This window comes from Streptomyces albidochromogenes (assembly GCF_005981925.1).
In the GTDB taxonomy this organism is placed as follows: domain Bacteria; phylum Actinomycetota; class Actinomycetes; order Streptomycetales; family Streptomycetaceae; genus Streptomyces; species Streptomyces albidochromogenes.
On the sequence record NZ_VBVX01000218.1, the window covers coordinates 1 to 11,399 of the forward strand.

Genomic DNA, 11,399 nt, shown 5'->3' on the forward strand with positions numbered 1-11,399 from the left:
CGCGGGGGCGGGCGGCCGGCGCGCTACTTCCGGTACACGTCCGACCAGGCGTCCGCCGCCGCGTACGCCGGCACGCCCGGCGCGTCCGCCTCGCCGCCGGCCACCGCCCGCGCCACGTCCACCGCGTGCCGCACGGCGGCCCGGAACAGCAGCGACCCCGTGCTGACCCTCGCCACCCCCAGCTCCGCGAGACGGGCGACCGGCAACCGCCCGGGCGCGTACAGGATGTTGAGCGGAAGCCCGTACTCGGCGACCAGGGCGGTGATGACCGGCTCGTCCTGGAGCCCGGGGACGAACAGGCCGTCCGCGCCCGCCTCCCGGTAGGCGGACAGCCGGCGCGCCGTCTCGCCCGCCCGGTCCGCCAGCCAGTACGTGTCGGTGCGCGCGTTGACGAACAGGGCCGGCGCCGCTTCCTTCACGGCGCCGATCATCTCCCGCTGGAGGCCGAGCGGCGCGAGCGTCCCGTCCGGGCGGCCGTCCTCGATGTTGACCCCGGCCACCCCCGCCCGTACGAGCTCGGCGGCCAGCGCCGCGACACCGTCCGGACCGGCGCCGAAGCCGCCCTCGATGTCCACGGTGACCGGCACCGGCAACCGCGCGAGCCGGCGTCCGAGGTGGAGCGTCTCCTCGCGTGCCGCGCCGGCCGCGTCCGGCTTGCCGGCGGCCGACGCCACACCGAGGCTGGTGGTCCCGATCGCGGCGAAGCCGGCCTCGGCGAGCGCGGCGGCGGACGCGTGGTCCCAGGCGTTGGGGAGGACGAGCGGCTGGCCGGGGCGATGGTGCAGGGCGCGGAACGCCGCGCAGCGGTCCTGGTTCATCATGCTTTCTCCTCCAGGAGTACGTCGAGCACGCCGCAGGCCAGCGCGAGGGCGTGACGGGAGCCGGGGCACGGGCGGACGCCGTCCCCGAAGGGGGCCCGGGCCGCGGCCAGGTCCAGGGGCACTTCGGTGCCCTCGGGCACGGGCCGGCCGTTCAGCCTCGCTCCGGCGCCGGCGACGCGCCACGTGGCGCGCACGGGAGGGGACAGCAGGAGCGTGTCGGTCAGCAACTCCTCGACGCAGCCGCGCCACCGGCCCTCGGCGGCGCGTTCCAGCGCGCCGGTGATCAGCGCGGCGGTGGCGTCGCAGGTCTGCACGAGCAGCCCGATCCGGTTCGCGACGCTCTCGGGCTCACCGTCCGGCAGCAGGCCCATCAGGGTGCGTACGCCCTCGTCGGCCCGAGCCGTCAGCTCCGGCGACGCCCCGGGCCGGTACGCCGCCGCGACCGCGCGCGTCGCCGGCACGACATCCCCGCGCGCCCCCAGCGCCGCGCCGAGGACGGCCACCGGGACATGGGGCGCGGCGTCCGGCGCCGCGGCACCGCGGGTCGCGGTCCTGGCCGCCTCCCGCAACCGCGACGGGTCGAGGCGCCGCAACTCGGCCTCGGCCAGGGCGCGTCGCCGGGCGTGCGCGGGGCCGTTGCTGAACCGCGGCACGGCGCCGCGCAGCCAGCGCATGGTTCCGGGCGCGCCGCCCGAGGGCGCCCGCGGCACGAGGAAGCGGGGGTCGCGGAGCAGGGCGCGGGCGTCGGGCGGGGGCGTCGGCGTCGTCATGTCCGTGAACGTACCGGCGTGACGTTTCGGCCCCGGCCGAAGCGTCACGGCTGCCTCACGGCCCCGGCGTCCCGGCCAGCGCCCCCGGCTCGATCCCCAGCACGTCCCGCAGCGCCCGCTCGCCCTCCCGCGTCACCTTCACCGCCCGTTCGGAGCCGATGCGCACGCACCAGCCCGCTTCCAGCGCGTGGCGGCAGAGCGCCGCCCCGGCCACCCCCGCCAGGTGCGGGCGGCGTTCGGTCCAGTCGAGGCAGGAGCGCGCCAGCGGGCGCCGGCCCGTGTGCTCCAGAGGGATGCCCAGCGCGTCGAACCAGGCCAGCCCTTCGTCCGTGAGTGCGAACCCCGCGTCCTGCCGCAGCAGACCGCGTGCCGTCATCGCGTCCGTGACGACGATGCCGACCCGGCCGGCGAGGTGGTCGTAACACGTGCGGCCCCGCGCCATCGCGCTGCTCGCACTCGCCGCCCGCAGGGTGCGGGGCGCCTCGGCCCGCCCGGCGGCCGACGGCGCCGTGCGCGCGGCGAGGTCCTCCACCAGGTGGGCCGTCTCCGGGCCGGCGAGGCGGACGTACCGGTGCCTGCCCTGCCGTTCCTCGGTGAGCAGCCCGCCGGCGACGAGCCTGCCGAGGTGTTCGCTCGCCGTCGAGGCCGCCACCCCCGCGCGGCGCGCCAGTTCGCCCGCCGTCCACGCCCGGCCGTCGAGCAGCGCCAGGCAGAACGAGGCGCGGGTCTCGTCGGCGAGCAGGGCGGCGAGCGCGGCCAGCCGCCCCGCGGCGGAGAGCGGGGAGGCGCAGGAGGCAGTGGAGGCGGGGGAGTCGTCGGGTGCCATGCTGCCAGGATGCGTCAGTGACTCTTCGGCGTCTGCCGAACCGTCCTCAGCCGCGCGTACTGGAGCGCCAGGCCGTCGAGCAGCGCCCGCAGCCCCGTCTCGAACGCCCCTTCGTCGACCTGCTGCCGTCGCTCCGCGAGGAGATGCGCCTGGCCGAGGTGCGGGTAGTCCGCCGGGTCGTACGCCGCCTCGTCGTCGACGAAGCCGCTCGCGAACGAGCCGAGCGCCGATCCGGTGATGAAGTACCGCATCAGCGCGCCGATGTGCGTCGCCTGGGCGGGCGGCCACCCCGCCCTGACCATCGCTCCGAACACCGCGTCGGCGACCCGCAGGCCGGCCGGACGCCGTCCCGGGCCGCGCGCCAGCACCGGTACGACGTTGGGGTGTTCGGTCAGCGCGGCGCGGTAGGAGACGGCGTAGTCGTGCAGCGCCGTCCGCCAGTCGCGGCCGTCCGCCGGGTCGAACATCGACAGGTCCACCTTGGCGCTCACGCCGTCGGCCACCGCGTCGAGGATCTCGTCCTTGTTGTGGAAGTGGTTGTAGAGGGACGGCCCGCTGACCCCGAGCTCGGCCGCGAGCCGGCGGGTGGAGACCGCGTCGAGCCCTTCGGCGTCCACCAGCGCGCTCGCCGCCCCGACGATGCGGTCACGGCTGAGAAGGGGCTTGCGCGGTCGGGCCATGCGGCACATAGTAGGCCCGGCAAAAGAAACTAGCAGTGCTAATTAAAAGTGGGGTGCCGGGATGAATCTGGAACTCAGCGAGGAGCAGACCGCCGTACGGCAGCTCGCCAGGGACTTCAGCGACCGCGAGATCGCACCGCACGCCGCCGCGTGGGACCGGGCGGAGAGCGTCGACCGGGCGATCGTGAAGAAGCTCGGCGCCCTCGGCTTCCTCGGCCTGACGATCCCCGAGGAGTACGGCGGCTGCGGCGGCGACCACCTCGCGTACTGCCTCGTCACCGAAGAACTCGGCCGGGGCGACTCCGCCGTGCGCGGCATCGTGTCCGTGTCGCTCGGCCTGGTCGCCAAGACCCTCGCCCACTGGGGCACCGAGGAGCAGAAGCGGCAGTGGCTGCCCGGTCTCACCTCCGGCGATCTGGTCGGCTGCTTCGGGCTCACCGAGCCCGGCACGGGTTCCGACGCGGGCAGCCTCACCACCCGCGCCGTGCGCGACGGCGACGCGTACGTCGTCAACGGCTCCAAGACGTTCATCACGAACGGCACCTGGGCCGACGTCGTGCTGCTCTTCGCCCGCTCCACCGACGCCCCCGGCCACAAGGGCGTCTCCGCGTTCCTGGTGCCCACCGACACCCCCGGCCTGACCCGCCGCGAGATCCACGGCAAGCTCGGCCTGCGCGGCCAGGCCACGGCGGAGCTGGTCCTCCAGGACGTACGGGTCCCCGCCTCCGCGATGCTGGCGCCCGAGGGCAAGGGCTTCTCGGTCGCCATGTCCGCGCTCGCCAAGGGCCGCATGTCCGTCGCGGCGGGCTGCGTCGGCATCGCGCAGGCGGCCCTGGACGCGGCGGTCGAGTACGCCACCGAGCGCGAGCAGTTCGGCAGGACCATCGCGCACCACCAGCTCGTCCAGGAGCTCCTCACCGACATCGCGGTGGACGTGGACGCCGCCCGCCTGCTGACCTGGCGCGTCGCCGACCTGATCGACCGGGGGCAGCCCTTCGTCACCGAGGCGTCCAAGGCGAAGCTCTTCGCCTCCGAGGCCGCCGTACGGGCGGCGAACAACGCGCTCCAGGTCTTCGGCGGCTACGGCTACATCGACGAGTACCCGGCGGGCAAACTGCTGCGCGACGCCCGCGTGATGACGCTGTACGAGGGCACCAGCCAGATCCAGAAACTCGTCATCGGCCGCGCGCTCACCGGAGTGTCCGCCTTCTGACCCGGCCGGCGGCCCCCTTCCGGCGGGGCGGCCCGGTGCGCCGCCTGAGTACGTGAGCTGAGTACGCGAGCGGATGTGACCCGCGCCTCACCCGGCCATGCTGTCCGTCATGAGCGACACACCCGTCAAGCAGCAGAACACGACGGCCTACTACGGTCAGGCCGTCGCCGCCTTCGCCGCGGCCCTGGGGGCGGTGACCCTCGGCATCCTCTACATGGACGCCGACCCCTGGGTGCGCGCCTTTCTCGGTATCGGCGTCCTGTACCTGGTGACCTCCGCCTTCACCCTCGCCAAAGTGATCAGGGACCGTCAGGAGGCGGGCCAGATCGTCAGCCGCGTCGACCAGGCCCGGCTGGAGAAGCTCCTCGCCGAGCACGACCCGTTCCAGAAGCTCTGAACGGCGCGCTAAGCGCTTGCTCACCTTCGGGGTATGGTGTTCGTTCCTGTCGGACGGAAGGGGCGAGCCATGAGTGCGGCGGAGGAAACGGCCGAGCCAGACGACGACACGGCCAAGCCGTGGGGTGAGGTCACCCCCGAAGCGGCCAGGAAACTGCTGGTCGCCGCCGTCGAGGCGTTCGCGGAGCGCGGCTACCACGCGACCACGACCCGCGACATCGCGGGCCGCGCGGGGATGAGCCCGGCGGCGCTCTACATCCACTACAAGACGAAGGAAGAGCTGCTCCACCGGATCAGCCGCATCGGGCACGACAAGGCCCTGGAGATCCTCCAAGCCGCCGCCGAGGGCCCGGGCACGGCCGCCGAACGGCTCGACGGCGCCGTACGCTCCTTCGTCCGCTGGCACGCGGAGCGCCACACCACCGCGCGCGTCGTCCAGTACGAACTCGACGCGCTCAGCGACGAGCACCGCGCCGAGATCATCGAGCTGCGCCGCCGGACCGACGCGGCCGTACGGCGCATCCTGAACGACGGCGTGAAGGCCGGGGAGTTCGACGTCCCGGACGTCCCCGGCACCACGCTGGCCGTGCTGTCGCTGTGCATCGACGTGGCGCGCTGGTTCAACGCGCAGGGGCGCAGGACGCCCGACGAGGTCGGCGCGCTGTACGCCGGCCTCGTCCTGCGGATGGTCACCGCGCAGCAGTAGGAGCGCGGACCGGAAAGCGGGGGCGCCGGGCTCAGAAGTAGTACCGCGACACCGACTCCGCCACGCACGCCGGCTTGTCGCCGCCCTCGCGCTCGACCGTCACGACGGCCGTCACCTGCACGCCGCCGCCCGCGTCCGTGACCTCCTTGAGCACCGCCGTGGCCCGCACCCGCGAGCCGACCGGCACGGGGGAGGGGAAGCGGACCTTGTTGGAGCCGTAGTTGATGCCCATCTTCATGCCCTCGACCCGCATGATCTGCGGGACCAGGGCGGGCAGCAGCGACAGGGTCAGGTAGCCGTGCGCGATGGTCGTGCCGAAGGGGCCCGCCGCCGCCTTCTGAGGGTCCACGTGGATCCACTGGTGGTCGCCGGTCGCCTCGGCGAACAGGTCGATCCGCTTCTGGTCGACCTCCAGCCACTCGCTGTGCCCCAGCTGCTCGCCGACCCCGGCGCGCAGCTCCTCGGCGGACGTGAAGATCCTCGGCTCTACCATGTCCCGGCCCCTGCCTCTCGTACGGCTGACATTCGCGTACGCGCCACGTTTCTAAGCGCTTGCTCAGCATGGTGTCGACTTCACTGTTCTGTCAACGGAAGCCCGGTAGGGTTCGGGGAGTGCCGCAGATACCAGAGAAGATCCACGAACTCACGGTCGGCCAGCTGTCCGCACGCAGCGGCGCCGCCGTGTCGGCCCTCCACTTCTACGAGTCCAAGGGCCTGATCACGAGCCGCAGGACCTCGGGGAACCAGCGGCGCTACGGCCGAGACGCACTGCGCCGCGTCGCGTTCGTGCGCGCCGCCCAGCGCGTCGGCATCCCGCTCGCCACCATCCGCGACGCCCTGTCGGAACTGCCCGAGGAGCGCACGCCCAACCACGAGGACTGGGCCCGCCTCTCCCGGGCGTGGCGCTCGGAACTGGACGAGCGCATCAAGCAGCTCGGCCGCCTGCGCGACCACCTCACCGACTGCATCGGCTGCGGCTGCCTGTCGCTGGAGTCCTGCGTGCTGTCCAACCCGGACGACGTCTTCGGTGAGCGCATCACCGGCTCCCGTCTGTACGCGGAACGCCGGGGCGCGCAGGAGCGCAAGGCGGAGCGCACCGCCTGAGCCGCCCGCCCCGCGCGCCGTACCAACGCCACCGCGCCGCGCGCGGCCTACCGCAGCGCCGCGCGCACCAGCTCGGCACTGGAGCGCGCCGGCCGGCCGTCGGGAAGCAGCAGCGTGTCCTCCAGGCCGGTCCGGGTCGCCAGCCCGAGCGCGCGGGCCAGCCGCAGCACCGGCCACGCGCCGCCGTCCTCGCCGTGCAGCAGCACGGGTACGCCCCGCGCGTCGCCCAGTTCGGCCAGCAGGGCCCGGGCCGAGGTCTCGGCCGTGGCGGGATCGGTGTCCGTCACCTCGGCGAGCACCCGCAGAACCCGGGGTGCGAGCGGCGAGGCGAGGAAGCGGCGTACGCCGTCGGTGCCCGACCAGAGGCCGGCCTCCACGCCGACACCGCGCTCCAGGAGGGCTGCCGCCACCTCTTCGGCGCCCGGCTCGTGCCAGTTCACGGACGCGTGGTCCGGCAGCACCGTCCAGGCGCGCACCTGCTCGGCCCGGCGCCGCGGATCGGGCTCGGCCCAGGCGCCCGTGGTGACCCCCACCGGGACCGTCGCGGGGAGCGCGGCCCGTATCGCCGTCAGCGCCGCGGCCACCGCTCGCGGGGACAACGTGTCGTCGCCGCAGGGGGACTTGGGGTGCACGTGCACGTCACAGGCGCCGGCGGCGACCGCCGCGACAGCGGCCTCGGCCATCGCGCCCGGCGTCACCGGCACGGCCGCGCTCTCGCCGGCACCGCGCGGCCCGTTCAGACAGACCTGGATCCGGAGCATGTTCATGGGTCCGATGGTGACATCCACCACTGACAGTGCGGCGGCCCGCGCGGCGGGCCCTTGCGACGGTACGGGCGACACGGGGACGCGGCGGTCGGCGCGGCGCCGGGCCCCCGCGCGCTCACGCCACCGACGCCAGCTCCCTGCGCCGTACCCTCTTCGCCTCCGCCAGGGCCTCGGACGTCAGGACCGGCTGCGGCACGAGAATGCCGCAGCCCGTGCACACCGGCCCGTACCAGGGCTCGTGCGCCAGTCCCTGCTTCCAGACGATCCCGCTGTCCGCGCACACCGGGCAGCCGGCCCCCGGCTCGGACTCCAGCGCGGAGATCAGCCGGCGCAGCACGTCGCCGAGCGGCGCCACCGGATGAGCCGCGGGATCGTCGCACCAGGCCACCCCGCACCCGCCCCAGGTGCGGCGGTGCCAGTCGTCGAACGAACCGGGGCGCCGCAGCCCGTCGTGCTTCTCGCGCTTGCGCCGCCGGGCGAACTCCACTTCATAGGCGAGCCAGACGGCCCGCGCCTCCTCCAGCTCCTCGAGCGCGGCCACCAGCCGCGCCGGATCAGGGGCCCTGTCCTCCGGTTCGATCAGGTGCCTCGAACACAGATGGTCCCAGGTCGCCCTGTGCCCGTAAGGGGCGAACCGTTCCAGGCATTTGCGCAGCGAGTACCGCCGCAGCGCCAGATCGCACCGCGGGTCGCGTACTTGTCTCGCAAGACTCCGGAATCCGGCCATCGCTTGCCACCTCCGTCGCTTGTACTTCGGCGTCACAGAGTGGACGTACGGGTGCCCCGATCGGTGCCATCGAAAATCGAATGGCCGACATCAGTGGGGGGATTTGGAAAAAGTGACGCATGCTCACTTTCGGGCGGCCGCGTACCGCCAGTAACGTCCGTCGCACCTGCCGCCCCCCAAGGAGCTCGCATGCGACGACGACGTACCCGTCCCGCACAGCACAGAACAGCCCTGGCAGCAGCGGTGATCGCCCTCGCCGCAGGACTGCTGTCCCCCCTGCCGCGGGCCACCGCCGACTCCGGACGGGCGGCCGCCCAGGCCCCGGCGCCCGCGGCGGACCACTGCGGGGGCCAGTGCGACGACATCCTGCCGCCCGGTCAGAACGGCAACGCCACTCTGGCCGAAATCCTCGCGCACCGCGTCCTCGGCACCCGTCCCGCACACAGTTCCGACCAGATATCCAGGTACGACGCCCTGGTCGCGGGCCACCAGGGCCTCACCGACGAGAAGCTGACCGACTTCTTCAACGACGCCTCGTTCGGCGTCCCCGAGGGCCGGGCGGCCTCCGTGATCCGCCCCCGGGACGACGTCACGATCACCCGCGACAAGGCGACCGGCGTCCCGCACATCAAGGGCACCACCCGCTACGGCACGGAGTTCGGCGCCGGTTACGCGGCCGGTCAGGACCGGCTCTGGCTGATGGACCTCTTCCGGCACATCGGCCGCGGCGAGCTCACTTCCTTCGCGGGCGGCGCCCTCGCCAACCAGGGCCTGGAGCAGCAGTTCTGGCCGCAGGCCCCATACACCGAGGAGGACCTCCAGGCCCAGGTCGAGCGGATACGGACGACCAAGGGCGAGCGCGGCGAGCTGGCGATGGCCGACGCGCAGGCGTACGTCGACGGCATCAACTCCTACCGCGAGAAGGCCAAGAAGGGCCGCTACTTCCCCGGCGAGTACGTGCTCACCGGCAAGGTGGACGCGATCACCAACATCGGCGAGATCAAACCCTTCAAGGTCACCGACCTGATCGCGCTCGCCTCCGTCGTCGGCGGCCTCTTCGGCGGGGGAGGCGGCGGCGAGGTCCAGTCCGCGCTGTCGCTGCTCGCCGCGCAGCAGAAGTACGGCGTCGCCGAGGGCACCGAGGTCTGGGAGTCCTTCCGCCAGCGCGACGACCCCGAGGCCGTCCTCACCGTCAACGACGGCACCAGCTTCCCGTACGCCGAGAAGCCCGCCGACCCGCGCGGCACGGCCCTGCCCGACCGCGGCTCCGTGACCCCCGAGCAGCTCGTGTACGACCGCCAGGGCGCCGCGAAGACCGCGCGCGCCGGGCAGAAGGACCCCGTCCGGGCCCCGAAGAGGCTCAGGCCCCTCCAGGGCATGTACGACGACGGGGTCCTGCCGGGCGCCGACTTCTCGAAGAAGCGCGGGATGTCCAACGCGCTGCTCGTCTCGGGCGAGCACACCGCGAGCGGGAACCCGGTCGCCGTGTTCGGCCCCCAGACCGGTTACTTCGCCCCGCAGCTGCTCATGCTCCAGGAGCTCCAGGGCCCCGGCATCAGCGCCCGCGGCGCGTCCTTCGCCGGCGTCGGCATGTACGTGCAGCTCGGCCGGGGCCAGGACTACGCCTGGTCGGCCACCTCCGCCGGACAGGACATCACCGACACGTACGCCGTGGAACTGTGCGAGCCGGGCGGCGGCGCCCCGGACAAGAACGCGGCGCACTACCTCTTCCGGGGCGCGTGCACCCCCATGGAGAAGCTGGAGAAGCGCAACGCCTGGAAGCCGACGCTGGCCGACTCCACCGCCGCCGGCTCGTACCGGATGCAGGTCTGGCGCACGAAGTACGGGACGGTCACCCACCGCGCCACCGTCGGCGGCAAGCCCGTCGCGTACACCTCGCTGCGCTCCACTTACCGGCACGAGGCCGACTCGATCATCGGCTTCCAGATGTTCAACGACCCCGGGTACGTGAAGGACGCCGCGTCCTTCCAGAAGGCGGCGCAGCACATCGACTACGCCTTCAACTGGTTCTACGCCGACGCCCGCACCGCCGCCTACTACAACAGCGGCATGAACCCGGTGCGCGCCGAGGGCGTCGACGCCTCGCTGCCGGTGAAGGCCGAGAAGGCCAACGAATGGCGGGACTTCGACCCGGCGTTCAACACCGCCGCCTACACCCCACCCGCCGAACACCCGCAGTCCACCGGCCAGGACTACTACATCTCCTGGAACAACAGGCAGGCGAAGGGCTACACGGCGGCCGGCTTCGGCAACGGCTCCGTGCACCGGGGCGACCTCCTCGACCACCGGGTCGCGAAGCTGGTCGCCGACGGCGGCGTCACCCGCGCCTCGCTGACCCGGGCCATGGCCGAGGCCGCCGTCACCGACCTGCGCGGCGAGGACGTGCTGCCCGAACTGCTGAAGGTGCTGCGTGCGAAGCCCGTCACCGATCCGGACACGGCCAGGGGCGTCCAGCAGCTGGAGTCCTGGCGCGCCGCCGGCGCCCAGCGCAAGGAGACCGCCCAGGGCTCGCGGACGTACACCCACCCCGACGCGGTGCGGATCATGGACGCCTGGTGGCCGCTGCTCGTCGAGGCCGAGTTCCGGCCCGGCCTCGGGGACGAGCTGTACGGCGAACTCACCAGGAACCTCGGCACCGACGAGTCGCCGTCCGCCGGGCACGGCCCGACCGGGGCGCACGCCGGCTCCGCCTTCCAGTACGGCTGGTGGAGCTACGTCGACAAGGACCTGCGCACGGTCCTGGGGCAGCGGGTCGAGGGCCCGCTGGCCAGGACGTACTGCGGCGGCGGTGACCTCTTCGCCTGCCGTGACACGCTCCTCGCCACCCTGAAGCAGGCCGTCGCCAAGCCCGCCGCCGAGGTGTACCCGGGCGACGAGAGCTGCGAGGCGGGTGAGCAGTGGTGCGCCGACTCGATCGTGCACCGCGCGGTGGGCGGCCTCACCCACCCCGCGATGCACTGGCAGAACCGGCCGACCTACCAGATGGTCAGCGAGTTCCCGTCGCACCGCTGACCCGCCCGCTCCTGCGCGCAGTGGCCTGATCCCGTCCCGGCGGCGGGATCAGGCCCCTCGGCGGCCGGCCGCGCTCAGCCGGTGAGCCGGCCCGCGGCCAGCACCACCCGCGCCAGCTCCGCGTGCAGGATGTCGCTGTGCGCCCCCGAAGGCGCGCCCCCGCGCCGTACGACCGCCGCCGCGTCGACGTTCACGCACCCCGAACCGGGGACGCCGTCGCGCAGTGCCCGCGCCAGGGTGAGCCCCACCGTCCCCGGCACCGCCTTGATGCCGCCGAAGCCGACCGCGCCCCACCGGCTACCGAGCCCGGCCAGCCCCGCCGAGTCACCGGCCAGCCGCGAAGCCAGCGGGTAGAT

Annotated in this window: 12 protein-coding genes and 1 pseudogene; 5 read left to right on the forward strand and 8 right to left on the reverse strand. The window is 73.6% G+C overall.

The features are described 5' to 3' along the window. Positions 1 to 23 precede the first annotated feature (23 nt). The 4 genes from E2E34_RS24220 to E2E34_RS24235 are packed head-to-tail and all read right to left on the reverse strand — an operon-like array spanning position 24 to position 3,097. Entirely contained in the window at positions 24 to 821 is a 798-nt protein-coding gene (locus E2E34_RS24220; RefSeq protein WP_138904033.1) for an isocitrate lyase/PEP mutase family protein, read from the reverse strand. Continuing rightward, positions 818 to 1,591, reverse strand: coding sequence for a cytochrome P450 family protein (locus E2E34_RS24225; RefSeq protein WP_138904034.1), 774 nt, complete (start codon positions 1,589 to 1,591; stop codon positions 818 to 820). The genes E2E34_RS24220 and E2E34_RS24225 overlap by 4 nt, the downstream gene beginning before the upstream one ends. 55 nt (positions 1,592 to 1,646) lie before the next feature. Next, positions 1,647 to 2,417 carry an ArsR/SmtB family transcription factor gene (locus tag E2E34_RS24230; protein ID WP_138904035.1) on the reverse strand — a complete coding sequence of 257 codons (771 nt, stop codon included), beginning with the start codon at positions 2,415 to 2,417 and terminating at the stop codon, positions 1,647 to 1,649. Between the two features lie 14 nt (positions 2,418 to 2,431). After that, positions 2,432 to 3,097: a TetR/AcrR family transcriptional regulator gene (locus E2E34_RS24235; protein WP_138904036.1), complete on the reverse strand. Its 666-nt coding sequence runs from the start codon at positions 3,095 to 3,097 to the stop codon at positions 2,432 to 2,434. 61 nt (positions 3,098 to 3,158) lie between these two features. Between E2E34_RS24235 and E2E34_RS24240 the strand changes: the two genes are divergently transcribed. The 3 genes from E2E34_RS24240 to E2E34_RS24250 all read left to right on the forward strand — a co-directional run bounded on the left by E2E34_RS24240 (position 3,159) and on the right by E2E34_RS24250 (position 5,412). Beyond that, positions 3,159 to 4,310: an acyl-CoA dehydrogenase family protein gene (locus E2E34_RS24240; RefSeq protein ID WP_138904037.1), complete on the forward strand. Its 1,152-nt coding sequence runs from the start codon at positions 3,159 to 3,161 to the stop codon at positions 4,308 to 4,310. 109 nt (positions 4,311 to 4,419) lie between these two features. After that, positions 4,420 to 4,707, forward strand: a complete 288-nt coding sequence (locus E2E34_RS24245) for a YiaA/YiaB family inner membrane protein (protein ID WP_138896834.1) — start codon at positions 4,420 to 4,422, stop codon at positions 4,705 to 4,707. Positions 4,708 to 4,776: 69 nt separating this feature from the next. After that, positions 4,777 to 5,412: a TetR/AcrR family transcriptional regulator gene (locus E2E34_RS24250; protein WP_138904038.1), complete on the forward strand. Its 636-nt coding sequence runs from the start codon at positions 4,777 to 4,779 to the stop codon at positions 5,410 to 5,412. 31 nt (positions 5,413 to 5,443) lie between these two features. Here E2E34_RS24250 and E2E34_RS24255 read toward each other — a convergent pair whose 3' ends face one another. Beyond that, positions 5,444 to 5,905, reverse strand: coding sequence for a MaoC family dehydratase (locus E2E34_RS24255; protein ID WP_138904039.1), 462 nt, complete (start codon positions 5,903 to 5,905; stop codon positions 5,444 to 5,446). A gap of 119 nt (positions 5,906 to 6,024) precedes the next feature. Here E2E34_RS24255 and soxR point away from each other — a divergent pair, with 119 nt between their 5' ends. Continuing rightward, positions 6,025 to 6,516, forward strand: coding sequence for a redox-sensitive transcriptional activator SoxR (gene soxR / locus E2E34_RS24260; RefSeq protein WP_138904040.1), 492 nt, complete (start codon positions 6,025 to 6,027; stop codon positions 6,514 to 6,516). Between the two features lie 47 nt (positions 6,517 to 6,563). On the opposite strand, the gene E2E34_RS24265 is transcribed toward soxR, so the two are convergent. Then, positions 6,564 to 7,283 carry a 3-keto-5-aminohexanoate cleavage protein gene (locus E2E34_RS24265; protein ID WP_244316038.1) on the reverse strand — a complete coding sequence of 240 codons (720 nt, stop codon included), beginning with the start codon at positions 7,281 to 7,283 and terminating at the stop codon, positions 6,564 to 6,566. A gap of 115 nt (positions 7,284 to 7,398) precedes the next feature. Further along, positions 7,399 to 8,010, reverse strand: coding sequence for a hypothetical protein (locus E2E34_RS24270; protein WP_138904041.1), 612 nt, complete (start codon positions 8,008 to 8,010; stop codon positions 7,399 to 7,401). 189 nt (positions 8,011 to 8,199) lie between these two features. On the opposite strand from E2E34_RS24270, the gene E2E34_RS24275 reads away from it, so the two are divergent. Next, positions 8,200 to 11,043 (forward strand): penicillin acylase family protein, encoded by a 2,844-nt coding sequence (locus E2E34_RS24275; RefSeq protein ID WP_138904042.1) that lies wholly within the window; start codon positions 8,200 to 8,202, stop codon positions 11,041 to 11,043. Positions 11,044 to 11,117: 74 nt separating this feature from the next. Here E2E34_RS24275 and E2E34_RS24280 read toward each other — a convergent pair. Then, positions 11,118 to 11,399 (reverse strand): annotated as a pseudogene (locus E2E34_RS24280) (serine-threonine protein kinase); the annotation flags it as partial.

What these genes read in the sequence shown, in the direction of transcription:
- E2E34_RS24220 (WP_138904033.1), bottom strand. Translation starts at nt 821, where the DNA reads ATGATGAACCAGGACCGCTGCGCGGCGTTCCGCGCCCTGCACCATCGC.
- E2E34_RS24225 (WP_138904034.1), bottom strand. Translation starts at nt 1,591, where the DNA reads ATGACGACGCCGACGCCCCCGCCCGACGCCCGCGCCCTGCTCCGCGAC.
- E2E34_RS24230 (WP_138904035.1), bottom strand. Translation starts at nt 2,417, where the DNA reads ATGGCACCCGACGACTCCCCCGCCTCCACTGCCTCCTGCGCCTCCCCG.
- E2E34_RS24235 (WP_138904036.1), bottom strand. Translation starts at nt 3,097, where the DNA reads ATGGCCCGACCGCGCAAGCCCCTTCTCAGCCGTGACCGCATCGTCGGG.
- E2E34_RS24240 (WP_138904037.1), top strand. Translation starts at nt 3,159, where the DNA reads ATGAATCTGGAACTCAGCGAGGAGCAGACCGCCGTACGGCAGCTCGCC.
- E2E34_RS24245 (WP_138896834.1), top strand. Translation starts at nt 4,420, where the DNA reads ATGAGCGACACACCCGTCAAGCAGCAGAACACGACGGCCTACTACGGT.
- E2E34_RS24250 (WP_138904038.1), top strand. Translation starts at nt 4,777, where the DNA reads ATGAGTGCGGCGGAGGAAACGGCCGAGCCAGACGACGACACGGCCAAG.
- E2E34_RS24255 (WP_138904039.1), bottom strand. Translation starts at nt 5,905, where the DNA reads ATGGTAGAGCCGAGGATCTTCACGTCCGCCGAGGAGCTGCGCGCCGGG.
- E2E34_RS24265 (WP_244316038.1), bottom strand. Translation starts at nt 7,283, where the DNA reads ATGAACATGCTCCGGATCCAGGTCTGTCTGAACGGGCCGCGCGGTGCC.
- E2E34_RS24270 (WP_138904041.1), bottom strand. Translation starts at nt 8,010, where the DNA reads ATGGCCGGATTCCGGAGTCTTGCGAGACAAGTACGCGACCCGCGGTGC.
- E2E34_RS24275 (WP_138904042.1), top strand. Translation starts at nt 8,200, where the DNA reads ATGCGACGACGACGTACCCGTCCCGCACAGCACAGAACAGCCCTGGCA.